This is a genomic window from Flavobacterium sangjuense, from assembly GCF_004797125.1.
Taxonomy (GTDB): Bacteria; Bacteroidota; Bacteroidia; order Flavobacteriales; family Flavobacteriaceae; genus Flavobacterium; species Flavobacterium sangjuense.
The window spans coordinates 1,135,206-1,160,825 of sequence record NZ_CP038810.1; the positions used below are offsets into that span (position 1 = coordinate 1,135,206).

At 36.9% G+C, this 25,620-nt stretch carries 20 protein-coding genes; 12 read left to right on the plus strand and 8 right to left on the minus strand.

Annotated features, from left to right (window positions below; genetic code table 11):
* The first annotated feature begins 100 nt into the window (after positions 1-100).
* Positions 101-397, plus strand: coding sequence for an isoamylase early set domain-containing protein (locus GS03_RS05000; RefSeq protein WP_136151468.1), 297 nt, complete (start codon positions 101-103; stop codon positions 395-397).
* Between the two features lie 59 nt (positions 398-456).
* Here GS03_RS05000 and GS03_RS05005 read toward each other — a convergent pair whose 3' ends face one another.
* The 4 genes from GS03_RS05005 to GS03_RS05020 form a co-directional block, all read right to left on the minus strand.
* On the minus strand, positions 457-1,281 hold the full coding sequence (locus GS03_RS05005) for a thymidylate synthase (protein ID WP_136151469.1): 825 nt from the start codon (positions 1,279-1,281) through the stop codon (positions 457-459).
* Positions 1,282-1,420: 139 nt separating this feature from the next.
* On the minus strand, positions 1,421-2,047 hold the full coding sequence (locus tag GS03_RS05010; protein WP_136151470.1) for a bifunctional nuclease family protein: 627 nt from the start codon (positions 2,045-2,047) through the stop codon (positions 1,421-1,423).
* A 183-nt stretch (positions 2,048-2,230) separates the two neighbouring features.
* The gene (locus GS03_RS05015) at positions 2,231-3,199 is read right to left on the minus strand and encodes an electron transfer flavoprotein subunit alpha/FixB family protein (RefSeq protein WP_136151471.1); all 969 of its coding nucleotides are present in this window, start codon (positions 3,197-3,199) and stop codon (positions 2,231-2,233) included.
* 16 nt (positions 3,200-3,215) lie between these two features.
* Complete coding sequence (locus tag GS03_RS05020; protein WP_136151472.1) at positions 3,216-3,962, minus strand: electron transfer flavoprotein subunit beta/FixA family protein; 747 nt, start codon at positions 3,960-3,962, stop codon at positions 3,216-3,218.
* Positions 3,963-4,205: 243 nt separating this feature from the next.
* Here GS03_RS05020 and GS03_RS05025 point away from each other — a divergent pair, with 243 nt between their 5' ends.
* From GS03_RS05025 to GS03_RS05035, 3 genes are all read left to right on the plus strand, one after another.
* Entirely contained in the window at positions 4,206-5,183 is a 978-nt protein-coding gene (locus tag GS03_RS05025) for a pyruvate dehydrogenase complex E1 component subunit beta (protein ID WP_136151473.1), read from the plus strand.
* 62 nt (positions 5,184-5,245) lie between these two features.
* Positions 5,246-7,732: a DUF5686 and carboxypeptidase-like regulatory domain-containing protein gene (locus GS03_RS05030; protein ID WP_136151474.1), complete on the plus strand. Its 2,487-nt coding sequence runs from the start codon at positions 5,246-5,248 to the stop codon at positions 7,730-7,732.
* Position 7,733: 1 nt separating this feature from the next.
* Positions 7,734-8,333: a DNA-3-methyladenine glycosylase family protein gene (locus GS03_RS05035; protein WP_136151475.1), complete on the plus strand. Its 600-nt coding sequence runs from the start codon at positions 7,734-7,736 to the stop codon at positions 8,331-8,333.
* A 2-nt stretch (positions 8,334-8,335) separates the two neighbouring features.
* Here GS03_RS05035 and GS03_RS05040 read toward each other — a convergent pair whose 3' ends face one another.
* A complete protein-coding gene (locus tag GS03_RS05040) occupies positions 8,336-9,055 on the minus strand; it encodes a glycosyltransferase family 2 protein (protein ID WP_136151476.1) in 720 nt (239 codons plus the stop codon).
* A 180-nt stretch (positions 9,056-9,235) separates the two neighbouring features.
* On the opposite strand from GS03_RS05040, the gene GS03_RS05045 reads away from it, so the two are divergent.
* The 6 genes from GS03_RS05045 (at position 9,236) to GS03_RS05070 (ending at position 19,755) form a co-directional block, all read left to right on the plus strand.
* Positions 9,236-11,791, plus strand: coding sequence for a sodium-translocating pyrophosphatase (locus GS03_RS05045; protein ID WP_136151477.1), 2,556 nt, complete (start codon positions 9,236-9,238; stop codon positions 11,789-11,791).
* A 379-nt stretch (positions 11,792-12,170) separates the two neighbouring features.
* Positions 12,171-13,274: a T9SS type A sorting domain-containing protein gene (locus GS03_RS05050; RefSeq protein ID WP_168710267.1), complete on the plus strand. Its 1,104-nt coding sequence runs from the start codon at positions 12,171-12,173 to the stop codon at positions 13,272-13,274.
* A gap of 66 nt (positions 13,275-13,340) precedes the next feature.
* A complete protein-coding gene (locus GS03_RS05055; RefSeq protein WP_136151479.1) occupies positions 13,341-15,608 on the plus strand; it encodes a glycoside hydrolase family 20 protein in 2,268 nt (755 codons plus the stop codon).
* A 12-nt stretch (positions 15,609-15,620) separates the two neighbouring features.
* Positions 15,621-16,613: an isoaspartyl peptidase/L-asparaginase family protein gene (locus GS03_RS05060; protein WP_210726621.1), complete on the plus strand. Its 993-nt coding sequence runs from the start codon at positions 15,621-15,623 to the stop codon at positions 16,611-16,613.
* Positions 16,613-17,281 (plus strand): copper homeostasis protein CutC, encoded by a 669-nt coding sequence (locus GS03_RS05065; RefSeq protein WP_136151481.1) that lies wholly within the window; start codon positions 16,613-16,615, stop codon positions 17,279-17,281. The genes GS03_RS05060 and GS03_RS05065 overlap by 1 nt, the downstream gene beginning before the upstream one ends.
* Entirely contained in the window at positions 17,281-19,755 is a 2,475-nt protein-coding gene (locus GS03_RS05070) for a beta-mannosidase (RefSeq protein WP_246034181.1), read from the plus strand. The genes GS03_RS05065 and GS03_RS05070 overlap by 1 nt, the downstream gene beginning before the upstream one ends.
* A gap of 30 nt (positions 19,756-19,785) precedes the next feature.
* Here GS03_RS05070 and GS03_RS05075 read toward each other — a convergent pair whose 3' ends face one another.
* The 3 genes from GS03_RS05075 to GS03_RS05085 form a co-directional block, all read right to left on the minus strand.
* Positions 19,786-20,187 (minus strand): hypothetical protein, encoded by a 402-nt coding sequence (locus tag GS03_RS05075; protein WP_136151482.1) that lies wholly within the window; start codon positions 20,185-20,187, stop codon positions 19,786-19,788.
* Positions 20,188-20,303: 116 nt separating this feature from the next.
* Positions 20,304-20,918: a deoxynucleoside kinase gene (locus GS03_RS05080; RefSeq protein WP_136151483.1), complete on the minus strand. Its 615-nt coding sequence runs from the start codon at positions 20,916-20,918 to the stop codon at positions 20,304-20,306.
* Positions 20,918-21,709, minus strand: a complete 792-nt coding sequence (locus GS03_RS05085; protein ID WP_136151484.1) for a hypothetical protein — start codon at positions 21,707-21,709, stop codon at positions 20,918-20,920. Before GS03_RS05085 ends, GS03_RS05080 begins: the two co-directional genes overlap by 1 nt.
* Before the next feature lie 122 nt (positions 21,710-21,831).
* Between GS03_RS05085 and GS03_RS05090 the strand changes: the two genes are divergently transcribed.
* A complete protein-coding gene (locus GS03_RS05090; protein WP_136151485.1) occupies positions 21,832-22,728 on the plus strand; it encodes a GLPGLI family protein in 897 nt (298 codons plus the stop codon).
* Positions 22,729-22,752: 24 nt separating this feature from the next.
* Entirely contained in the window at positions 22,753-25,506 is a 2,754-nt protein-coding gene (locus GS03_RS05095; protein WP_136151486.1) for a carboxypeptidase-like regulatory domain-containing protein, read from the plus strand.
* The last annotated feature ends 114 nt before the right edge of the window (positions 25,507-25,620 follow it).

Consider the following 25,620-nt stretch of genomic DNA (forward strand, 5'->3'; position numbering starts at 1 on the left):
AATTAGCTTAGTTTTTAGCAAATTCTTAAAAATGATTTGACGTGTAAAACATATTAAACTAATGCTTTACTTTGCCCAGTAATCTATAAATGAATTAGTTATGGCTATTAAAAAACAAGTTATAAAAACAAAACCGGTTGTTAAAGTTACCTTTTCAATCGAGGCAAAAGAAGCAAATACAGCTTCAGTAGTTGGTGATTTCAATAATTGGAACCCGGCTGAAGGTGAATTATCAAAACTAAAAACAGGAACTTTCAAAGCGACTTTTGATTTACCAAAAGACAATTCTTTTGAGTTCAAATATTTAGTTGATGGTACTTATTTGAACGATCCGGAAGCAGATAGTTATGCTTATAACGAGTTTGCTGGTGCAGAAAATAGTGTGTTAGCACTATAATTTGGTTTAGGTTTATTGGTTAAAAATCCGTTTCGATTTATCGGGACGGATTTTTTGTTTTAAACTGCCACAACACCTTTGATGTGCGGATGCGGATCGTAATCCACTAAGGTGAAATCTTCAAAAGTGAAGTCAAAGATGTTTTTCACATTCGGATTTAAAATCATTTTCGGCAGTGGTTTTGGTTCGCGTGATAATTGTAATTCCACTTGTTCAAAATGATTGTTGTAAATGTGTGCATCACCAAAAGTGTGAATGAATTCCCCAACCTGCAAGTCGCAAACCTGTGCAATCATCATCGTAAATAATGCATAAGAAGCAATGTTAAAAGGAACACCAAGAAAAATATCAGCACTTCGTTGGTACAATTGACAGGACAATTTTCCGTCGGCAACATAAAACTGAAAGAACGCGTGACACGGAGGTAAAGCGGCTTTCCCGTTGGCAACATTTTCGGCAAATGATTTTGAAGTATCAGGAAGTACAGAAGGATTCCATGCTGAAACTAACATTCTTCTACTGTTTGGATTCTTTTTCAGCGTATCAATTAATTCTGTGATTTGGTCAATTTCTTCACTGTTCCAGTTGCGCCATTGATGACCGTAGACCGGACCTAAATCGCCATTTTCGTTTGCCCATTCATCCCAGATTTTAACTCCGTTTTCCTGAAGATAACCAATGTTGGTGTCACCTTTAAGGAACCAAAGCAATTCATAGATAATCGATTTCAAATGCAGTTTTTTGGTTGTTACCATTGGGAAACCTTCATTCAAATCAAAACGCATTTGGTAACCAAAAACACTTTTGGTTCCTGTTCCTGTTCTGTCTCCTTTTTGGCAACCGTTTTCCAAAACGTGTCGCACTAAATCGTGGTATTGTTTCATTGCTGTGGATTTGGTTATTTGGTGATTCGGTTATTTGTGTTTATAAATTTACCGATTACCAAGTTATCAAATTGTATAAAAAATTCATTTTCTTTTTGATTTATTCGAATAACCAAATTACCGAATAACCAAATTAACTTTAAGACTCACGTTTCGATATCTCATCGCGAATCTTCGCTGCTTTCTCGTAATCTTCGTTTTGAACTGCTTTTTCTAAAGATTCGTGCAATTCAGAAAGACTCATGCTTTTATAAACATCGGTTGAGGCATTGCCTTCGCTGTCTAATCCAAACGTTTCCGGAGTAGAAAGTACACCTTCATCATCCGGATTCTGATTTTCTAATTCTGTTGGATTGTTCAGATAGATTCCGGCTTTGTCCAATATGTTTTTATAGGTAAAAATTGGCGCCGAAAAACGCAACGCTAAAGCAATAGCATCCGAAGTTCGGGCATCAATAATTTCTTCAATTTTATCTCTTTCGCAAATAATGCTGGAGTAGAAAACGCCATCAACCAGTTTGTGAATAATCACTTGCTTTACCACTATATCAAATCGGTCTGCAAAACTTTTGAACAAATCATGCGTCAAAGGACGCGGAGGTTTGATTTCTTTTTCAAGCGCAATTGCAATTGATTGTGCTTCGAAAGCTCCAATAACTATAGGCAATTTTCGTTCACCATCTACTTCATTTAAAATCAAGGCATACGCACCGTTTTGCGTTTGACTATAGGAAATTCCCTTTATAGTTAGTTTTACTAAACTCATTATTCTTAAGTATAAAGCCGTGAAGGAATTGTATCCCGACTTTTAATTTATTGTAAATTAAGTCCCGAGGGTTCGGGATGCAAAGTAACAAAAACTTTTCGCTTCTAAAAACGAAAGTATAAAAAAAGAGCCGTCGAATTTTTAATTTTTCGGCAGCTCTGATTTGAATTAATAAATTGTGAATTATGCGTTTTGAGTTTTAAACTCCTTTAGTTTTTGTGTTAATCTTGGAAGAATTTCCAATGCATCACCAACGATTCCGTAATCGGCAACTTTAAAAAATGGTGCGTCAGCATCAGTGTTGATAACCACTTTTACTTTTGATGAGTTGATTCCGGCTATGTGCTGAATAGCACCTGAAATTCCAACAGCAACATATAAATTGGCCGCTACGGGTTTTCCTGTTTGCCCAACGTGTTCGCTATGAGGTCTCCATCCTAAATCAGAAACCGGTTTAGAGCAAGCGGTTGCTGCTCCAAGAACTCCAGCTAAATCTTCTAAAATTCCCCAGTTTTCTGGGCCTTTTAAACCACGGCCACCGGAAACTACCACATCAGCATCGGCAATAGTTACTTTTCCGGTTGTTTTTTCTACTGATTCTACTTTTACGTTGAAATCGGCATCATTTAAACTTGGCGCAAAATCTTCTTCCACTGCTGCGGCATTGCTTTCTACCAATCCGTATGAGTTTTTGGCTAAGCTTAATACTTTAACATCAGTATTGATTTCAGTGATATTAAAAGCTTTGTTTGAAAAAGCATTTCTTTTCACCTGGAATGGCGAAGTGCTCAAAGGCAATCCAACCACGTTAGAAGCAAATCCGGCATCTAAACCTACGGCAACTAATGGCGCCATATATAAACTGTCGGTTGTAGAAGACAATAAAATTACTTTTGCTCCTTCTTTTTGTGCTGCCTGCTCAACAACATCAGCGAAAGCTTTTGCGTTGAAATTGTTCAATTTGTCGTTAGAAACTTTCAATACTTTGTCTACTCCGTATTTTGATAATTCAGAAACATTTCCTGCGTTTACTGTTACTGCAGTTACTGTTGTTCCTAAAGATTCGGCTACTTTTTTGGCATAAGAAGCCAATTCAAAAGCTACTTTTTTAAATTTTCCGTCTGCTGATTCAGCATATATTAATAATGACATATTGTGTGTTTTTAAATTAGATAACTTTTGCTTCGTTGTGTAATGCATTGATTAATCCGTCCAAATCATCTGCTGCAAATAATTTCACCGCTGATTTTGGAGCCGGTTTTTCAAATTTCACCGCTTTCGTATTGATGTTAGCAGCTACAGGCTCAAGAACGGTTAGCACTTTTGTTCTTGCCGTCATGATTCCTCTCATATTTGGAATACGCAAATCTTTTTCTTCTACCAAACCTTTTTGTCCGCCAATTACTAATGGCAATGCAGCAGAGATTGTTTCTTTTCCACCGTCAATTTCTCTGGCAGCTTTTGCTGAAGTTCCGTTGATAGTTATTTCTGCGCAAGAATTCACAAAGTTGTAATCTAATAGTGAAGCTAACATTCCGGGAACCATTCCGCCATTATAATCTAATGATTCTCTTCCGCAGATAATTAAATCATATCCACCCGATTTTGCTACTTCGGCTAATTGTTTGGCAACAAAAAAACCGTCAGTAGGCGTTGCGTTTACTCTGATTGCTTCGTTAGCACCAATGGCTAAAGCCTTTCTCAAAGTGGCTTCGGCATCAGCACCACCAACATTGACAACGGTAACATTAGCACCTTGTTGTTCTTGAAACCAAATGGCTCTTGTTAGACCAAATTCGTCATTCGGGTTGATTACATATTGAACACCATTGGTGTCAAATTCGGTGTCTCCATTTACAAAATTAATTTTTGAAGTAGTATCAGGAACATGACTGATGCAAACTAATATTTTCATAAGTATTGTGTGTTTGTTGAAATTTCGAAGCACAAAATTAGAATAATATTTTGAATAATGTACTATGCGCGCATAATATTTTACCTCTATTATATCGATTTCGTAAAAGATAAATATTGAGATTCCTTTCCCTTTCAATTATTTGCACTACTTAGCAAGATGATTTATAACTTAAATATCTTTTTTAATCGTTTTTAATTTTTATTTTTGCCATTCAAATTAATTGAAAGAAATAGAAATTCTATGAGAACAATACAATTTAGAGAAGCGATTGCCGAAGCGATGAGCGAAGAAATGCGTCGTGATGAATCAGTATATTTAATGGGTGAAGAAGTTGCCGAATATAACGGTGCTTACAAAGCTTCAAAAGGAATGCTCGACGAATTTGGACCAAAAAGAGTAATCGATACGCCAATTGCCGAACTTGGTTTTGCCGGAATTGCAGTTGGTTCAGCAATGAACGGTTGTCGCCCGATTGTAGAATACATGACTTTCAATTTCTCGTTAGTTGGTATTGACCAAATTATTAACAATGCTGCCAAAATGCGTCAAATGTCGGCCGGACAGTTTCCGATGCCAATGGTTTTTCGTGGACCAACAGCTTCTGCCGGACAATTAGGAGCAACGCACTCACAAGCTTTTGAAAACTGGTTTGCAAACACACCAGGTTTAAAAGTAGTTGTTCCATCAACTGTTTATGATGCAAAAGGTTTGTTGAAAGCAGCCATTCGTGATAACGATCCTGTGATTTTCATGGAATCGGAGCAAATGTATGGTGACAAAGGCGAAGTGCCGGAAGGAGAATACACTATTCCACTTGGCGTTGCCGATATAAAAAGAGAAGGAACTGATGTAACAATTGTTTCTTTTGGTAAAATCATCAAAGAAGCTTTCATCGCTGCTGACGAATTAGCCAAAGAAGGTATCTCTTGTGAGATTATCGATTTGAGAACGGTTCGCCCAATGGATTATGACGCGATTATCACTTCGGTTAAAAAAACAAACAGGTTAGTAGTTCTTGAAGAAGCATGGCCATTTGCCAGTGTGGCTTCTGAAATTACCTATATGGTTCAGGATCGCGCTTTTGATTATTTGGATGCGCCTGTTCAAAGAATCACAACGGCTGACACACCTGCACCATATTCACCAACTTTATTAAAAGAATGGTTGCCAAATGCAGAAGATGTTATTAAAGCTGTGAAAAAAGTAACTTACAAATAATATTAATTTACCTATATTTGAAACTTCATCAGACATCGATTTGGTGAAGTTTTTTTATGCCTATGAAAAAGATTTATTTTAGTTTATTTTTAATTGTTTTCAATACAGTTTTAGTGGCTCAAACCAAAGTGAGCGGTATCATACTTGATAGTTCTAAGCAGCCTATTCCTTATGCGAATGTTGTTTTTAAAGGCTCTAACACCGGAGTTGTTTCTAATGAAGATGGTCGGTTTTATATAGAATCACCGGATAATTACACCGAATTGATAGTATCATTTGTTGGCTTTCCGGATAAAACAGTAAAGTTACCCGAAAAAGTGAATTACGATTTTAAAGTTATTCTGACTGAAGGTAATGCTTTGAAAGAAGTTAAAATTTACGCCGGAAAAACTTCCAAAAAAAATAATCCTGCATTAGACATTCTTAGAAAAATTTGGGAGCGAAGAAGAAAGAATGGACTAAAAATGTTCAAGCAATACGAATATGAAAAGTATGAAAAGGTAGAATTTGACATGAACACTATTGATAGTGCTTTTATGAAAAAGAAACTTTTCAAAGGCATGGAATTCGTTTTCAAAAACATCGATACTTCTAAAGTTACGGGGAAGACATATCTGCCAATTTTCATCAACGAATCGTTGTCTGATTTCTATGGAGATAACGAAAACAAAAGAACCAGAGAAATCCTCAAAGCCAACAAAAATTCGGGCTTAGGAACAGGTGATGGCGTGAACATGTTTATCAAGGATTTGTATAATGACTATGATATTTACGACAACTATTTGCAGTTGTTTGATAAGAGTTTTACGAGTCCGTTATCCCGAACAGGAATTGACGTTTATAACTACGTTTTGGCCGATACAGCAGTTATTGATAACAAATTGTGCTACAACATTGTCTTTTATCCAAGACGTAAAAACGAATTGACTTTTAAAGGAGATTTTTGGGTTAACGATACGACATTTGCCATCAAGAAAATAAATATGGCAATTACCAAAAGCGCCAATATCAACTGGGTAAAAGATATTTATCTGGAGCAGGAATACGAAGTGTTGAACGATTCGGTTTTTCTGCCAACAAGAGATTATATGATGTCTGACTTTGCTTTGAGAAAGAAAGAAGAGTCCAAAGGGGTTTATGGAAAACGCACCACCTTATATAGAAATTTCAAGTTTAACGAAAAGAAATCAGACAAATTCTATAAGGAAGAAGTTAACTATATAAACAATGAGGTTTACGCCAGATCTAATGAGTATTGGGACGAAAATCGATTTGAAAAACTCAACAAAGACGAGAAGAAAATCTACGCCATGATTGACACGCTCAAAACGGTCAAGAGATTCAAACAACTTTATAGTCTAGTTTCAATTTTAGGAAGTGGTTATATCGAAATTCCGAAATATCATTTGGATTATGGTCCAATATTCTCAACCATTGGAAACAATGAAGTAGAAGGTTGGAGAGTCAGAGCCGGAGTGAGAACCTATTTTGGGCCAAATGATTTATGGAGATTACAAGGATATACAGCTTATGGTTTTAGAGACAATAAAGTAAAGTATGGAGCTTCCGGAAAATGGATGATTGACAAGAAAAACAGAGTCATTATTTCGGGAGGAAATAGGCGCGATGTGGAGCAAATTGGCGCCAGCTTAACAACAACCAACGATGTTTTGGGTAGAAGTTATGCTTCTTCAGGATTGTTTACGACAGGCTCTAACGGTAAATTAACCAACATTAATCTTAGTACTTTGGCAGTAGAGATTGAGCCAATCAAAAATATAACCTTTCAACTTGGTTTTTCATACCGAACTTTAGAGTCAGCATCAGATACATTTGCGCTTGATTATTATACAGATGCAACTCAAACCACTACCAAAAGCAGCGTAACGCAATCGGAAGTAAACGCTCAGATTGAAGTTACGCCAAAGAAGAAGACAATTGGATATGGTGTGGAGAGGCGTGATATTGATTCACCGTATAGTCGGATTTTTGTGAATTACAGTCAAGGATTTAAAGGATTTATCAATAGCGATTTTAGTTATCAAAAGCTTCAGCTATATTACAAACAACCAATTATTATTGGTGCGGTAGGACGTTCTAATCTTACGGTGGAACTGGGAAAAACTTTTGGTGAGGTTCCACTGGGCTTAATGAGTGTTGTTCCGGGTAACCAGACACTTTTTATAATTGACAATACTTTTAGTAATCTTAATTTCTACGAATTTGTTACCGATCAGTATGCAACATTAAAATGGGAACACAATTTTCAGGGAAAAATATTTGCCAGAATTCCTGGTTTAAGAAAACTGAATTTGAGAGAAATTGTAGGTGTAAAAGGGGTTTACGGAACAGTTAGCGATGAAAACAGATTAATCAATGCTTCGGGTTTAATTTACCAAGCTCCGGAAAAACCGTATTGGGAATACAATGCCGGAATTGGAAATATCTTCAAAGTATTCCGCTTGGATTTTGCATGGAGAGGTAACTATAGAGATATTCCCGGCACCAATAACTTTACTATAAAAGGTTCCTTCGGATTCTATTTTTAAAATGCAGGAAGCCATTTCATTTTTGGTTGCCAAAGAACCTGTTTTCAAAAGTCTGCAGCAGCAATACACCACTTTTTTTATTCCGTCAAGACCATCCGGATTTGTTACGCTTTGCAAATTAATACTGGAACAGCAGGTTTCTATCGATTCGGCGAAAGCCTGTTTCTCAAAAATAGAAAACCTTTTAGGAACCGTTTCTCCCGAAACAATCATACCGTGTTCTGATGAAGATTTGAAAAGTTGTGGGGTTAGCCGACAAAAAATAAGTTATCTGAAAATACTATCGGAAGCGGTTTCTTCCGAATTAGATTTGGATAGCTTTCCTTCAAAATCAGCTGATGAAGTTAGAAACGAACTCATTAAAATAAAAGGAATTGGTCATTGGACCATCGATGTGTATCTGATGTTTGCCTTGCAATCACCCGATATTATTCCGCTTGGCGACATTGCTGTTGTCAATACAATCAAAGAATTGTTTGATGTTCATACGAAGGAGGAAATGGAAAAGCTTTCACAAAGCTGGAAACCCTATAGAACCATGGCGACTTTTATGCTTTGGCATCATTATTTAGAGAAACGAAACCGCAAGCCTTTTGTATAGATTTACCTGAAAATCCCGTATCTCAGTATACAATAAATCGCGTGAAAACCATCTTTCCAGTTGATTTTTTTACCTTCTTCAAAGGTTCTGCCATAATAACTTATACCAACTTCATAAATCCTGATTTTTGGAATTCGGGCAACCTTTTGGGTTACTTCAGGTTCAAAGCCAAAACGCTTTTCTTTTAGTTTTATCGATTTTAAAATTTCGGAACGGAACATTTTGTAGCAGGTTTCCATATCTGTCAAATTCAGATTGGAAAACATATTGCTCAGAAATGTCAGGAATTTGTTTCCGATACTGTGCCAGAAGAACAAGATGCGATGCGGATTTCCACCCATGAATCGACTTCCATAAACGACATCGGCAACGTCATCAATCATTGGCTTTAAAAGTATGTTATATTCCTGCGGGTCGTATTCTAAATCAGCATCCTGAATAACGATGATATCTCCGGTAGAAATAGTTATTCCGGTATGAAGTGCCGCGCCTTTTCCTTTGTTTTTGTCATGTTCTAGAAAAACAATATTGAGAGAAGAATTGGTTGAAATGTAATTTTTTATACTTTCCGTAGTAGTATCTGTACTGCAATCATTCACGATGATTATTTCCTTTTCGATATTATTCAGAAGTGAAACCGCTTTAATTTTGTCCAATATTTTATGAATAGTAGGACCTTCATTGAAGCACGGAATGATGACAGATAGTTTTTTAATTTCCATTTAAAGATAAAATTATTTCAAAAATAGTTTTTTTGAATCAGTACACAAGGGTTTTCAATTTAAATAAAAACAATGCAATCGATTGCCCTACAACTATTGAAACATTCCCAAATTATATTGTTTCTATTTATTAAAGTTTTGCTACTTTTGCACCCGATAAAATTTATAATAAGAATATTTATGGAATCATTTATGATTTACGTGCCGATAGTTATGGCACTGATAGGATTGGCTTTTATGGCAATCAAAAGAAGTTGGGTTTTAAAACAAGATGCTGGTGATGGAAAGATGAAAGAGATTTCAGATTACATCTACGAAGGAGCTTTAGCTTTCCTAAAAGCAGAATACAGATTATTAGCAATTTTCGTAGTTGTTGCAAGTATTGTTTTAGCCGGTATTACTTTTTTACCTGGAGTTAAAACACATTTATTAATTGTTATTGCATTTATTTTCGGTGCTTTCTTTTCAGCTTTAGCCGGAAATATGGGAATGAAAATCGCAACAAAAACTAACGTAAGAACTACACAAGCAGCTCGTACAAGTTTACCACAAGCACTAAAAGTATCTTTTGGTGGTGGAACTGTAATGGGTCTTGGAGTTGCAGGTTTAGCCGTTTTAGGTTTGACTGGGTTCTTCATTATATTATTTCAAAATTTTATGGGCGGTGTTTGGACGAACACTGAAGATATGACCGTTGTTCTTGAAACATTAGCTGGTTTCTCTCTTGGAGCTGAATCTATTGCATTATTTGCTCGTGTTGGTGGTGGTATTTATACTAAAGCTGCTGACGTTGGTGCTGACTTAGTAGGTAAAGTTGAAGCGGGAATCCCGGAAGATGATCCACGTAATCCTGCTACAATTGCAGATAACGTTGGTGATAACGTTGGTGACGTTGCCGGAATGGGAGCTGACTTATTTGGTTCTTATGTGGCTACAGTTTTGGCAGCTATGGTTCTTGGTAATTATGTTATCAAAGATATGGGTGGTAAAATCGAAGACGCTTTTGGTGGAATTGGTCCAATCTTATTGCCAATGGCAATCGCCGGTTTCGGAATCATATTTTCAATCGTAGGAACTATGTTGGTGAAAATCACAAGTGATGACGCAAAAGAAAAACAAGTACAAGGTGCTTTAAACGTTGGAAACTGGGTTTCAATCGTTTTAACTGCGGTATCATGTTTCTTCCTAGTACAATATTTATTGCCTGCTACTATGACCATGGAATTCTATGGTGAAGGTGCACAGCAAATCTCATCAATGAGAGTATTCTACGCTACTATCGTTGGATTGGTAGTTGGTGGAGTTATCTCTTCTGTAACCGAATATTACACAGGATTAGGTACAAAACCAGTATTGGCAATTGTACAAAAATCGTCAACTGGTGCAGGAACAAACGTGATCGCTGGTTTAGCTACCGGTATGATTTCTACGTTCCCAACCGTATTATTATTCGCTGGTGCAATCTGGGCTTCTTATGCTTTTGCTGGTTTCTATGGAGTTGCTCTTGCTGCTTCTGCAATGATGGCTACAACAGCTATGCAGTTAGCAATCGACGCTTTCGGACCAATCTCTGATAATGCTGGTGGAATTGCTGAAATGAGTGAATTGCCAAAAGAAGTTCGTACTCGTACAGATATTTTGGATTCAGTTGGTAACACAACGGCTGCAACAGGAAAAGGTTTTGCAATCGCTTCTGCTGCATTAACATCTTTAGCTTTATTTGCAGCTTATGTAACGTTTACAGGAATTGACGGAATCAACATCTTCAAAGCGCCGGTATTGGCAATGTTATTTGTTGGTGGAATGATACCAGTTGTTTTCTCTGCATTAGCAATGAACTCTGTTGGAAAAGCTGCAATGGACATGGTGTACGAAGTACGTCGTCAGTTCAAAGAAATCCCGGGAATCATGGAAGGGACAGGAAAACCTGAATATGGTAAATGTGTTGAGATTTCTACAAAAGCCGCTTTACGCGAAATGATGTTACCTGGAGTTTTAACTATCGGTTTCCCAATTGCAATCGTATTGTTAGGAAAATTAGTTTACGGAGACAACAACCAATTAATTGCTGAAATGTTAGGTGGTTATATGGCTGGAGTTACCGTATCTGGAGTTCTTTGGGCTGTGTTCCAAAACAACGCAGGTGGTGCTTGGGATAACGCTAAAAAATCTTTCGAAGCTGGAGTTGAAATCAACGGAGAAATGACATACAAAGGTTCTGATGCGCACAAAGCTGCCGTAACAGGAGATACTGTTGGAGATCCATTTAAAGATACTTCTGGGCCATCAATGAACATCTTAATCAAATTAACTTGTTTGATTGGTTTAGTAATCGCCCCAATCCTAGGTGCTGGTCACGAAGGTGGAACTGAAGAGAAATGCATCGAAATGAAAATGGAGTGCAAAGAAGTTGTAGGCAAATGCGATATGAGCAAATGCAAAGACATGACTAAAGAAGAATGTGCTGCAATGTGCGATTCATTAAAATGTTCTCCTGAAGAAAAAGAAGCTTGCCTTTCTCACTATGATGCCGATGGAAAATTCATCGCTAAAAAAGACGACTGTTGTGCAGGAAAAGAAGGCGCTAAAGTTGAGAAAAACGTAAAAGTTGAAATTACTAATACTAACGGAAAAGCAAAAGCTACTGTTACTACAACCGAAAAAGGAAATGTAAATACACAAACTTTTGAAGGTTCGTTAGAAGAAGTAAAAGCTCAAGTTGAAGCATTGAAATAATCGAAAGCTTATAAATATTTAAAGATGCCTCACGAAAGTGAGGCATTTTTTATATCTTTGATTGTCAAAGCACTACTCAATGAAGAAGCACTATGTCCTCTTGTTTTTCTGTTTTATCATTACAGCCGGCAAGGCTCAGATAATCAATATCCCGGATGCTAATTTTAAATCCCAGTTGCTTTTTGCAAATACGGGATCTATTACAGCTTCTGACGCCAATGGTAACCACATCAGGATTGACACTAATAATGACGGACAGATAGAAGTTAGTGAGGCCTTAACCGTTTACTCTCTTGATGTAAGCAGCTCGAACATTGCCACCCTGACCGGGATTGAGGCCTTTACCAATTTGACCAACTTACGTTGTTTTTCAAATTCTTTGACAAGTTTAGACGTTACCAATTTGGTCAATCTTAGTACTTTATGGTGCGAGGACAATGCCATTACGGCCTTAAATACAGGTGTGCTTACTCAATTAACAGGGCTTTATTGCTGGGACAATGCGATAGGAAGTTTGGATTTAAGCAATTCCCCTGGGCTTATCCAATTGGATTGTTATAATAACCAATTGACAAACCTTAATTTGACGGGTCTCACAGGGTTAACCCTATTAAGATGCCAGGGAAATATGATTCCCACATTAGATATTTCGGGTTCGACCAACCTGCATACCTTTTATTGTAATAATAATGTACTCACAAACCTGGATGTAACCAATTTCACAAACCTGCAGGATCTCAGGTGTGAAAACAATGCACTGACGGAATTAAATTTAACCGGAGCAAACAATTTATACTACCTCACCTGCCATCACAATCAACTTACCAGTTTGAGTTTTACCGGCCTTGTTAACCTTGGATTGATTAACTGTTCCTATAACAACCTGACTACAGTTGATATTAGCGATATGGGGCATGAAATTTCGCTGCCGCCTTGGGTAGTTATCAATTGCTCGTATAACCCGAATCTGGCCACAATCAATACTAAAGATTCCTGTCGAATGGTAACAGATTATGATTTCAAGCATGCAAATACTCATAATCCGGAGATACCGCCACCGCCGCCCACTACCTCCATCAATTTTATGGGAACACCCAACTTGCAATATTTTTGTGCCGATGCCAATGAATTGACGTATGTGCAAAATAAAATCGATACCGTAGGTTATACCAATCCAAACTGTCTGCTCAGTTCCACTTGCGAATTTTTACTCACTACAGAGAATCCCGCAACCGTTTTGGACTTTGCCAGGGTCTATCCAAATCCTTTCAGCAGCGCCTTTAGTTTGGATGTTAACCCTTTTGGTAACGAAGTCATCAGGGTATCTGTTTATGATATGACGGGGAAACTGATTGAAAAGACGGAGGGCAATCCGACAGAAATGCAATTGGTTCGTTTTGGACAAAAGTATGCCTCGGGCTTATACAATGTAGTCGTTTCGCAGGGCGAAGCAATACATACCCTTCGAATAATTAAAAGATAAACAAAACCCGCAATCATCATAGCGGTTTTTTTTATGTATTTTTAGCCTGCATCAAACAACACTTTAATGACTACTAAACTAACCGCTTTTTTGCTCCTTTTTTTTGCGATTGGTTTTTCGCAAAATCCATTGCCGTTAATTCCACAACCTCATTCCGTCCATCTTAAAAACGGACATTTCGAATTAAACAAGGAAACTGTCATTCAGGCAGATGGGAAAATGTTTGAAGCGCAATATCTGAAAAAAGCCATCAGGCAACAAACAGGTTTGGATTTGAAAATAATGCCTGTCGCAGCCAATGTTCCGAAAATAAGTTTGAGTTTCGATCTGAGTGCGGTAGATGCGAGCGAAAAAAAAGAGTCTTATGAACTTAGTATTTCAGATAAAACGATTGTTGTTAAAGCGGAATACGAACAGGGATTTTTCTACGGAATCCAAACACTTTTGCAAATGATTCCTTCCGAAGAAAAGCAAAAAATCAAACTGTCGTGTCTTCAAATTAATGACAGCCCAATATATTCATGGCGCGGTATGCATCTCGATTGCGCACGACATTTCTTTTCGGTTGATTTTGTCAAAAAGTATATCGACTATTTGGCAATGTACAAATTCAATACCTTTCATTGGCACTTGACGGATGACCAGGGTTGGCGAATCGAAATCAAACAATATCCAAAGTTAACCGAAGTTGGTGCCTGGCGCAACGGTTCGATGATTGGCCATTATAGCGACCAAAGGTATGATGACAAACCCTATGGCGGATTTTATACTCAAGACCAAATTAAAGAAGTCGTCGCCTATGCTGCGCAACGACATATTACAGTCGTTCCTGAAATCGAAATGCCCGGACATGCAGTAGCTGCTTTGGCCGCTTATCCCGAATATTCCTGCACTGGCGGACCATTTGAAGTCGCCAAACAATGGGGTGTTTTGGACGATGTGTTTTGCCCCAAGGAAGAAACATTCACTTTTTTGCAAAATGTTTTAACCGAAGTTATGGCTTTGTTTCCGTCACAATATATTCATATCGGCGGCGATGAATGCCCGAAAACACGTTGGAAAAACTGTCCGCATTGTCAAGCGTTGATGAAGGAGAAAGGTTTAAAGGATGAACACGAACTCCAAAGTTATTTCATCCAAAGAATCGAAAAGTTTGTTAATGTTAAAGGGCGAAAAATCATCGGTTGGGATGAAATTCTTGAAGGAGGTTTAGCGCCTAACGCGGCCGTAATGAGTTGGCGTGGCACCGAAGGCGGTATTGCTGCTGCAAAGCAAAAACACTATGTTGTCATGACGCCGGGTTCGCATTGCTATTTCGACTATTATCAAGGCGATTCCAAAAATGAACCGTTAGCCATTGGTGGTTTTATTCCGGTCGAAAAAGTATATTCATTTAACCCAACACCAAACGAATTAACTGCAGAAGAATCACAATACATTTTAGGAGCGCAGGCCAACGTTTGGACAGAATACATGGAAGATGCCCAAAAAGTGGAATACATGATTTTCCCCAGAATGATGGCCTTGTCGGAAGTGCTTTGGGGAACATCTAATCCTGATAAATATGCTGATTTTCAAAACCGAATGATACAACAGTTTTCTGTTTTGGATAAAAAGGGAATCAATTACAGCAAAGCCATTTTTGAAGTAACATCTAGAATTCTTCCTGCTAAAAATGCAATTTTACTCGAATTGAACTCAGCTAATGATTCCAAAAAAATCAGATATACAACAGATGGGAGTATGCCAAATAGCAGTTCCAATTCGTATGTCAATCCAATAGAAATTAATAAAAGTCAAACTGTCAAAGCGGCTTATTTTGAGAATGACAAACAACAAAGCGCTACGATTGAGGAAGCTTTCTCATTAAACAAAGCCACTGGAAAGAAAGTTACTTTAGTCAATCAACCACATGAGAATTACAGCAACGGTGGCGCATTCACTTTAGTAAATGGCATTTCAGCCAATCGCGGTAAGTTAGGCAAAGATTGGCTGGGATTTTCAGGGAAAGATATGAATGCGACCATTGATTTGGGTAAACCAGAAATGATAAATAAAATATCGATTAGTGTTTTGGAAAGCCAAGGTAGTTGGATTTATTACCCAAAAGGAATTGAAATATTGGTTTCTAATGATGGTCAAAATTTCCAAAGCTTGAAGCAAATTTCCTTAACCGAAATCAAAGCGGTAAAAGGAGAAGTTGTTGTAAATTTAAAAACTCAAAACGCTCAATATGTCAAAGTAGTCGCCTCCAATCTGGGTAAAATCTCAGAAGGCAATCCTGGAGCCGGAGCAGATGCCTGGTTGTTTGTAGACGAAATCGGAGTAGAATAAAAGAAATAAATTATGTCAAATCGCAGAAATTTTATCAAAACAGCAGCTGTCGGTTCGATAGCTTTAGCGTTAAATTCTTTTACTTCCAAAGAAGAAAATTTGGCGAAGCCAAAAAGTAAAATCAATAAGCCAATTGTTCTGTCAACATGGAACTTTGGTGTTCAAGCCAATGGCGCTGCCTGGGAAATTTTGAAAAACAACGGTCGCGCACTCGATGCGGTAGAAGCCGGAGTAAAAATTCCCGAAGCTGATCCAACCGAAAGAAGTGTTGGTTATGGAGGTCGTCCTGATAGAGATGGTAGAGTAACGCTCGACGCCTGTATCATGGATGAATTTTCAAATATAGGTTCGGTAGCCTGTTTGGAACACATTAAACATCCGATATCAGTAGCAAGAATGGTGATGGAAAAAACGCCTCATGTGATGTTGGTTGGAGATGGTGCTTTGCAATTTGCCTTGTCACAAGGATTCAAAAAAGAAAATCTCCTGGTAGACGCTTCCAAAAAGGAATGGAAAGAATGGCTCAAAACGAGTCAGTATAAACCGATAGCGAATATTGAAAACCACGATACCATTGGCATGATTGCTTTGGATGCTCACGGAAATCTATCCGGCGCTTGCACAACCAGTGGAATGGCATTCAAAATGCACGGTCGCGTAGGGGATTCACCAATCATCGGTGCAGGTTTGTATGTCGATAACGAAATAGGCGCTGCTACAGCCACAGGTCATGGTGAAGAAGTAATTCGAATAGCTGGTTGTCATTTGGTAGTCGAATTGATGCGACAAGGGAAATCAGCACAACAAGCTTGTGAAGAAGCGGTTTCGCGCATTGTAAAACTGACCCAAAACCGAAACAAAAATCTAAAAGATATTCAGGTTGGTTTTATAGCATTGGACAAAGAAGGAAATTATGGTGCGTATTGCATTCAGGGCGGATTCAATTATGCTGTCAATGATAACTCCGGAAATAAATTAATTGATTCCGATTACTTTTTGAAATAATGAATCAACTCGAAATAGCTTGTTTTAACCTAAATTCAGCACTCATCGCTCAGGAAAACCGAGCAGATAGAGTCGAACTTTGTGATGGTTTTGAAGTTGGTGGCACAACACCCAGTATCGAAATCGTAAAGCAAGCCCGGGAAAATTTAACCATCGATTTGTATATCATGATTCGACCTCGAGGAGGAAATTTTATTTATTCTGAAGCCGAGTTTGAACAAATGCAGTCCGATATTTTGACATTAAAAGCATTGAAAGTTGATGGTTTTGTATTCGGAATTTTAAAGAAAAACAATGCTGTTAATCTGGAACAAAATAAAATTTTAGTCGACTTGGCAAAGCCATTTCCGTGTACGTTTCACCGTGCGTTTGACGAAGTCCAAAATCCTTTTGAGGCTTTGGAACAAGTCATAAATTGCGGATTTAAAACTATTTTAACTTCGGGTCAGGCCAAAAATGTAAAAGAAGGAATGGATCGTTTAACCGAATTGGTTGCCAAAGCGAATAGCCGAATTACCATAATGCCCGGCGGTGGTTTGCGTTCATCAAATATTGGAATGATTCAGGAAAATACAAAAGCGACTTTCTATCATTCTTCTGCTATTACAGCTGGAAGTCAAACTGCTTCAGCCGATGAAATTATTGCTTTAAAATCAAAACTGAAGTGATGACATCAGGGCTTAAATTTCTAGTGGTTTTTTTGTTTCCAATGCTTATTTGGTCACAAAACAGTGAACGCAATTTAAGTTCTGAGCAATGGAGTTTCAAAAAAAGTAATGATTCCAGTTGGCTTCCCGCAAAGGTTCCCGGAACCGTTCACACCGATTTGTTTGCTAATAGACTAATTCCCGATCCTTTTTTTGGTGCCAATGAAAAACAATTGCAGTGGATTGAAAATGAAGATTGGCAATACCAAACGAATTTCACCATTGCAAAAGATGAACTCAGCAATCAAAACTGTGAGTTACAATTCGACGGCTTAGACACTTTTGCCGAAGTCTTTTTAAACGGAACCAAAATCCTTTCCGCCAATAACATGTTCCGAACTTGGAAAGTTGATGTGAAAAAGTTGTTGAAAGTTGGGCAAAACAAGCTCGAAATAACCTTTGCTTCAGCAGTCAAAAAAGGTAAGGCCGAAGCCAAAAAACTATCATATACTTTACCCGGTGACGAAAAAATATTCACTCGAAAAGCACAATATCATTTTGGTTGGGATTGGGGGCCAAGATTTGTTACGGCTGGAATTTACAAAAAAGTAGCCCTTCGTTTTTGGAACAATGCCACAATAATCAACGTTAAAACCAATCAGGACTTGACCAATAAAGATTTGGCAAAAGTTACTTTTACTATAGAGTTGAATAGTACAAATGCTATGCTATGCCAATTGAAAGTCAATGATAAGTTTAAAGATATTTCGCTTAAAAAAGGCAAAAATAATTTGTCACTAACCTATGAAATCAGGAACCCAAAACTGTGGTGGCCAAATGGTTTAGGCGAAGCGAATTTATATCCTTTTGAAATTAGTTTAACCCAAGAAAAGCAAGTCATTGACAATAAAAAACTAAACATTGGTTTACGAACGATTGAATTGGTTCAGGAAAAAGATAAAATAGGAAAGAGTTTTTATTTCAATGTTAATGGGAAACTTGTTTTCATGAAAGGAGCAAATTATATTCCACCGGATAGTTTTTTGCCACGGGCAACCGATTCTGTTTATAAATCGATAGTCAAAAATGCGGTCGATGCCAATATGAATATGCTCCGCGTTTGGGGCGGTGGTGTGTATGCCGAAGATGCTTTTTATAATGAATGTGATAAAAACGGAATTTTGGTCTGGCAGGATTTTATGTTTGCCTGCGCGATGTATCCGGGAGATGAAGCATTTTTGGAAAACGTAAAACAAGAAGTCATTGACAATGTAAATCGATTGCAAAATCATCCAAGCATCGCACTTTGGTGTGGCAATAATGAAAATGACGAAGGCTGGCATAATTGGGGCTGGCAAAAGCAGTTTAACTATTCCGCGAATGATTCAACCAAAATTTGGAACGATTACAAAAAACTTTTTCATAAGCTGATTTCGCAAACATTGGACAGTCTGTTGCCAAAGAATGAAAGCCGTTATTGGCCGTCTTCGCCATCTATCGGTTGGGGGCGACAAGAAAGTTTGCTCAGCGGTGATTCTCATTATTGGGGCGTTTGGTGGGGCAACGAACCTTTTGAAATGTACCAAAAGAAAGTTGGGCGATTCATGAGTGAATATGGTTTTCAGGGCATGCCGGATGTGAAAACTTTTCAGGCTTTCGCCAAAAGTGACGAACTCAATTTCGATTCGGAAGCGGTTAAAAACCACCAGAAACATCCAACAGGTTATAAAACAATCAATGATTATATGGCTCGTGATTATAGAGTTCCGTCTAGTTTTGAGGATTATGTTTATGTGTCACAATTGCTCCAGGCAGAAGGAATGAAAATAGCTATTGAAGCCCATCGAGCCGCCAAACCAAATTGCATGGGAACCTTGTTTTGGCAACTCAATGATTGTTGGCCGGTGACTTCATGGAGTTCAGTAGATTATTATGGTCGTTGGAAAGCTTTTCAATATCAGGCAAAGCGCAGTTTTGAGAATCTTTTGATTTCTGTGAAAGAAAGTCATGATGCATATGATTTCATGATTTGTAATGATGATTTAAAAAGTTATTATGGCATCTTAGAAGCAACATTGCTCGATTTCAATGGTAAGTTGATATGGAATGAAAGCGATTCCAAAGCTATTACTGCGAATTCCTGTTTTAGCTATAACGAAATTCCTAAGAGTGAACTTCCGGAATTCAATTTGAAGCAAACTGTATTTTTGGTTAAGTTCAAAACTGACGAAAAAATAGCCAGCTCACTCTTCTATTTCGCCAAGCCCAAAGATTTGCAACTCACAAAACCGAATATCCAAATTATAAAAATTGATGAGCTGACTTATGAAATCAGTTCCGATGTTTTGGCCAAAAATGTGTATTTGTCTTCTGAGCAGGAAACTTTTTTTAGTGACAATTACTTTGATATTTTACCAAATCAAAAGGTAATCTTAAAGCTTTCCAAACCGGTTGAAAGTATAAATTCGAAGTCGTTATTTGACACTTTCAAATAAAAAGCCTCACAATCGGAAGGCTTTTTAATATTAATTTTCCTCACCTAAACCACCAAGGTTAGGGGCAAAATCCATGTTTGAAATAGCGATAACAATTGCAAAAACAATAGGTATAGCTATCAATACCAAAGTTGCTGTCGTTGATTTTGATTTGTCATAAGGACGAATAGATACTATCTCAGTTTCTTTTAAAGCGATGCGAGTCTCGTTTCCTCTAACTGCCTTTACGCCATAATAAATACTATCTGTTTTTTCAATTCTAGTAAATTTCAACTTACTGTTTGTAGTTGTTGTGACCAATACTTTTTTACTGATTTGTGAGGCTTGTGAAATTGAGATAGGAGTGGTTTTGTAAACAGTACAACTTTGAAACATCATAAGTACAGCCAGAAACAAACAAGCGAATTTTGCTTTGTGAAGTTTTGATTTCATGATTATTTGAATTGGTTATTATTCAGTGATTCATGGCAAAAGTGTCATGCAGACTCGGGTGTTTTTCAAAAGCGTAAAGTAAAGATATAAAAAAAGCTCCCAAAGGAGCTTCATATTTAAAACAATCCGTTTATTTCAGCATTAATTTTATTAATTACAAATCCTAAATCTTCCGGATTATTAACAAAATCAATATTGTCAACGTCTATAATTAGTAGCTTACCTTTGTCATACGTGTGAATCCAGGCTTCATAACGTTCGTTCAAACGACTCAGATAATCAATTGAAATAGTGTTTTCATAATCACGTCCACGTTTGTGAATCTGAGCAACCAAATTTGGAATGGAACTACGCAAATAAATCAACAAATCTGGCGCGCCAACCAATCCTTCCATCAATTCAAAAAGATCAGAGTAATTCTCAAAATCGCGATTCGTCATCAAACCCATGGCATGTAAGTTGGGAGCAAAAATGTGCGCATCTTCATAGATGGTTCTGTCCTGAATTATATTTTTACCACTTTCACGAATTTGCAATACCTGACGAAAACGACTATTTAGGAAGTAAATCTGAAGGTTAAAACTCCAACGTTCCATTTGGTGGTAGAAATCATCCAAATACGGATTGTCAACTACGTCTTCAAAATGAGGTTCCCATTTGAATTGCTTTGCCAAAAACCGTGTTAACGTTGTCTTTCCTGCTCCGATGTTTCCTGCTACTGCTATGTGCATTATGGTAATTTTATTTTATAATTCTTAATTTGTTGGTTGGTAAAAATAGCCAAAATTTGGTCTTTGTAATAATAATTTTGAAACGATTTCTCAACAATTTCTATTTCGTGAACAACTTTCGTTTGATTATTCAAACTATACAGAATATTGTCTCTCGAAAACAGTAGCTTTTCGTTATCAATTATCTGAATTTTTTCAAAAGGAGGAATATTAGCCAACAAAGTTACTTTGCCAAAAATATCGATAGCATACCAATTATTAATGTCATCTATCCAATAAAAATTATTGAAATCGGATTGAGTGTATTTTATGTTTTCCTGAATGGGATTTCCAATGGCTTTGGAGGTGTTTTTCAAATAATCAAACAGCATAATTTGTTGTGTCAACGCATTATAAATCCAGAATTGATTTTGTGATGCCATGCCAATTTTAGAAGCAAAAATGGTATTGTCAATGTCAAAAAGATTGAGTTTCTGAATTTCGTTAAGCTGATTGTCAAGTGTAATTATGGTATTAAAATCTTCATAGAAAATCACTATTTTCAACGGATTGACATAATCTACAGAAGTTATTTTTCCCAAAGCCACGTTTTTATATTCCCAAGTCTGGCTTTCGTTTTGCTTGCTGAAAACATTATCTTTGATGTAATAATTGTTGCCCAAACCATCAAATCCAATATAGGTTTTGTTCTCAAGTTCTTTTGTGTCCAATACAGTGGTTTTCAGCTTTTGGCCTTGACAAAAACTAATCGAACAACAGAAAAATAAAAATAAATAAATGGTGTTTTTCATGATAGTGCTAATTTACAGTAAACCAAATTAATTCCAACAAGTCCAAAAAGATATTTTAACAAAAGATTGGTAACAGAATTCACGACTAATCGTCATATTTGTTCTTTTAAAAATAAAAAAAAATGAGAAACTTACTTTATACGTCATTATTCCTTTTAGCATGTATTACTTCAAATGCACAAAAAGACTTTCAGGGAATGGCAGTTTACGAATCAAAAACAAGCACTTCCGATTTCAAATCCCGTTTTGAAGGCAACAAAGATATTTCTCCCGAAATGCAAAAAATGATTGAAGAACGAATGAAAAAAATGTTCGAAAAAACATTCATTCTTAATTTTGATAAATCGGCTTCTATTTATAAAGAAGAAGAAAAACTAGACGCTCCGGGCGGACAACAAGGTGGTTTCAGAATGATGAGCTCTATGATGGGCGGTGGCGGAACCTATTATAAAAATGTAAAAGACAAAAGCTACACCGTTGACAAAGAATTTATGGGGAAAGAATTTTTGGTAAAAGATTCATTGCCAAAACTAAATTGGAAAATGGAAAGTGAAACCCGAATGATTGGCGGTTACAATTGTTTTAAAGCCACAGCAGTTCGTCCAGTAAGCAAATCAGATTTTAGAAATTTCAGACCTAAAAAACAGGAAGAAGCAAAAGAAGGTGAAGCTAAAAAAGACGATAAAGAAAAGAAAACCAACTTTATGGATGATTTTGATATGCCAAAAGAAATTATCATCACAGCTTGGTACACGCCGGAAATTCCGGTGAATCAAGGACCGGAAAGTTATTGGGGTTTACCTGGTTTAATCCTTGAAGTAAACGATGGGAAAACGGTTATTTTGTGTTCTAAAATTGTATTGAATTCTAAAGATAAAGTAGAAATAAAAGCACCAACCAACGGTAAAGTAATTTCTCAAAAAGAGTATGATGAAACCGTTATTAAAAAAATGGATGAATTAAAAGAAATGAATCAGGGACAGGGAAGAGGTGGAATGCAAATCAGAATGGGTAACTAAATCATCATTCCATCAATTAGATTTATGAAAAAACTATACGCATTACTTATTCTTTTTATATCAGCCGTTTCTTTTTCTCAAAACATCCGTTTTGAAGGAATAATTCAGGATACTAATAAAGCGCCACTCGAAATGGCAAATATCATGGCGATGAATCAGGCAACCAAAACCATGGATGCTTACGCGATTACAAACGACAAAGGGAAGTTTGTGCTGAACCTAAAACCAAATTCATCCTACACTATTAAAATGAGTTACCTTGGAATGCAAAACAAGGAAATTACGATTACGACTCAAACTCAAAACATCAGCCAAAACATTACGATGGAAAGCGGCGGAATTGAACTCGAAGGAGTTGAAATTGTCCGCGAAATGCCGGTTTCTATAAAAGGTGATACGATAGTTTATAACGCCGATTCTTTTAAAACCGGAACCGAAAGAAAACTGGAAGATGTCTTAAAAAAATTGCCCGGAGTTGAAGTCAATGCCGATGGAGAAGTAGAAGTTGAGGGCAAAAAAGTTTCTAAATTAATGGTAGAAGGCAAAGATTTTTTCGATGGCGATACGAAACTTGGTGTAAAAAATATTCCGGCAGATGCTATTGATAAAGTACAGGTGTTACGGAACTACAACGAAAATTCGATACTAAAAGGTGTTGAAAATAATCAGGACAATGTTGCGATGAATATCAAACTGAAATCAGGGAAGAAAAATTTCTGGTTTGGTGATATTACGGCAGCGGGCGGTTTTCGTCCCGAAGATAAATTCGACCGCTATAATGTAAACCCAAAACTGTTTTATTACAGCCCGAAATACAGTGTCAATATCATTACAAATTTTAATAATATAGGCGAATTACCGCTGACGATTCAGGATTATTTCAAATTTACCGGCGGTTTCAGAAGCATGATGGCCAAAGGAGGTTCGAGTTTTAATGTATCCTCAAATGACCTTGGAATTTCATTGTTGCGAAACAACCGCGCCAAAGAAATTGAAACCGATTTCGGAGCAACTAATTTTTCTTATAATCCAACCAAATCATGGTCATTGAGTGGCTTTGGCATTTTGTCTTCATCGATTACGGATTTAGAAACTGTGTCAACGACAAACTTTTTAGATCCAACATCAACCGAAGTTGCATCAACCGAAAATCGTGAAGAAATTGCGCATCAGAAAAGTAATTTAGGTTTGTTTAAATTAAGTTCAAGCTATAAACCGAATGTCAATTTCCAGTTTGATTATGATATTTTGACTAAGTTTTCTAAACAGGACGAAAACAATTCGCTTTTGAGAGAAACTATCGATGAGAGCAGTAACTCAACAACAGAAAATATTTTTACGGCCAAAAAACAAGATCCAGTTACCGTAAATCAGAACCTGAGTTTCTATTATACGGCTGCCGAAAAGCACGTTTTTGCATTTGAAAGCCAACATTTATACCAAGACGAAAATCCGTTTTATAATGCCGATTTGGCTTCCGATCCTTTTACATCAACGTCACCGGCGATTAATATTTTAGGTTATGACACCTCGCAAAACAGAACCAATCTGAACCAAAATCGTTTTGTTAAAACAAATAAATTGGATGCGAAGTTGGATTATTACTATATGGTTACGCCAAAAAGCAACATCAACATTACCTTAGGGAATACAAATTCAAATCAGAGTTTCAACTCATCGATGTATCAAATTTTGGATAATGGAAATGTCAATCAATTGGATAATACAACCAATACCAACGATGTGAATTATCGTTTTAATGATGCCTTTTTAGGATTGCATTACAAAGTGTTGACCGGCAAATTTACCTTTACACCTGGAGTTAGTCTTCATACTTACTCCTTGAACAATGAACAATTGGGAACGAGCTACAAGCAGAATTTCACCAGAATATTACCCGATTTCTTAGCATTGTACCAAATCAAAAAAGCAGAAACGCTGACGTATAATTTTTCGTTTACCAATAATTTCACAGATATTAACCGTCAGGCGGAAGGTTTTGTCTTAAATAGTTACAGTAGTTTGTCAACCGGAAACAGAACGTTGGAGAATTCCATTCAGCAGTCACATACATTGCGTTATTTCAAATACAATATGTTCAATTTTGAAAACATAGCCGGAGCAATTAGTTATAACCGAACCGTTGATGCAGTTAAAACAAGAGCTTTTTTTAATAATGTAAACCAAGTTTCATCACCTTATAACTCTGAATTTGCTGATGAAACCCTGACATTTTTTGGAAATTATGGCCGTTCTTTTCTCAAATATTATAAAGCTTCTTTGAACGCTACTTTGAATTGGTCTAAGTACAATAACATTCAGATTGATAGAAATACACTGCTGGATGTGCCGGTAACGAATGAAAGTTTCATGCAGACTTATACAATTAAAGCTTCGACTAATTTCAAAGATTTGCCAAATATAGAATTGGGGTACAGTTATACAATTAATGACTATCCGACCGATACCTTTTTTACAGATAAACCAACGGTTAGACTGGATTATTTCTTCCTGAAAAGTTTCTCATTTGTTAGTGAATATGAGTTTTATCACTATTACAACAGTGATAAATCGGTTGAAAACGAGTATGATTTTCTTTCGGCTAGTTTGATTTACCAAAAAACTAAAGACAGCAAATGGGAATACAAAATCTCGGCTACCAATTTGCTAAACACAACTTCGCTCAACGATGATAATTTTTCGCAATTCTCTACACGAACTTCACAATACAGAGTGCAGCCGCGTTATGTAATGTTGAGTTTGAAGTATAATTTGTAGCTGTTCCTGCTATCCGCTATATCTTTTTATAAATTGCAAAGGGTTTAAACCCTTGGCAATTTATAAAAAGGATGCCGCTCCTATCAGGGGTAAAAAACCCTGACTTTCATTAGA

Excerpts from the sequence above, each read along its gene's own strand:
- GS03_RS05055 (WP_136151479.1), top strand. The coding sequence starts at position 13,341 with ATGACTACTAAACTAACCGCTTTTTTGCTCCTTTTTTTTGCGATTGGT.
- GS03_RS05080 (WP_136151483.1), bottom strand. The coding sequence starts at position 20,918 with ATGCACATAGCAGTAGCAGGAAACATCGGAGCAGGAAAGACAACGTTA.
- GS03_RS05045 (WP_136151477.1), top strand. The coding sequence starts at position 9,236 with ATGGAATCATTTATGATTTACGTGCCGATAGTTATGGCACTGATAGGA.
- GS03_RS05010 (WP_136151470.1), bottom strand. The coding sequence starts at position 2,047 with ATGAGTTTAGTAAAACTAACTATAAAGGGAATTTCCTATAGTCAAACG.
- GS03_RS05095 (WP_136151486.1), top strand. The coding sequence starts at position 22,753 with ATGAAAAAACTATACGCATTACTTATTCTTTTTATATCAGCCGTTTCT.
- GS03_RS05075 (WP_136151482.1), bottom strand. The coding sequence starts at position 20,187 with ATGAAATCAAAACTTCACAAAGCAAAATTCGCTTGTTTGTTTCTGGCT.
- GS03_RS05020 (WP_136151472.1), bottom strand. The coding sequence starts at position 3,962 with ATGAAAATATTAGTTTGCATCAGTCATGTTCCTGATACTACTTCAAAA.
- GS03_RS05070 (WP_246034181.1), top strand. The coding sequence starts at position 17,281 with ATGACATCAGGGCTTAAATTTCTAGTGGTTTTTTTGTTTCCAATGCTT.
- GS03_RS05015 (WP_136151471.1), bottom strand. The coding sequence starts at position 3,199 with ATGTCATTATTAATATATGCTGAATCAGCAGACGGAAAATTTAAAAAA.
- GS03_RS05040 (WP_136151476.1), bottom strand. The coding sequence starts at position 9,055 with ATGGAAATTAAAAAACTATCTGTCATCATTCCGTGCTTCAATGAAGGT.
- GS03_RS05025 (WP_136151473.1), top strand. The coding sequence starts at position 4,206 with ATGAGAACAATACAATTTAGAGAAGCGATTGCCGAAGCGATGAGCGAA.
- GS03_RS05060 (WP_210726621.1), top strand. The coding sequence starts at position 15,621 with ATGTCAAATCGCAGAAATTTTATCAAAACAGCAGCTGTCGGTTCGATA.
- GS03_RS05000 (WP_136151468.1), top strand. The coding sequence starts at position 101 with ATGGCTATTAAAAAACAAGTTATAAAAACAAAACCGGTTGTTAAAGTT.
- GS03_RS05065 (WP_136151481.1), top strand. The coding sequence starts at position 16,613 with ATGAATCAACTCGAAATAGCTTGTTTTAACCTAAATTCAGCACTCATC.
- GS03_RS05030 (WP_136151474.1), top strand. The coding sequence starts at position 5,246 with ATGAAAAAGATTTATTTTAGTTTATTTTTAATTGTTTTCAATACAGTT.
- GS03_RS05090 (WP_136151485.1), top strand. The coding sequence starts at position 21,832 with ATGAGAAACTTACTTTATACGTCATTATTCCTTTTAGCATGTATTACT.
- GS03_RS05035 (WP_136151475.1), top strand. The coding sequence starts at position 7,734 with ATGCAGGAAGCCATTTCATTTTTGGTTGCCAAAGAACCTGTTTTCAAA.
- GS03_RS05005 (WP_136151469.1), bottom strand. The coding sequence starts at position 1,281 with ATGAAACAATACCACGATTTAGTGCGACACGTTTTGGAAAACGGTTGC.
- GS03_RS05085 (WP_136151484.1), bottom strand. The coding sequence starts at position 21,709 with ATGAAAAACACCATTTATTTATTTTTATTTTTCTGTTGTTCGATTAGT.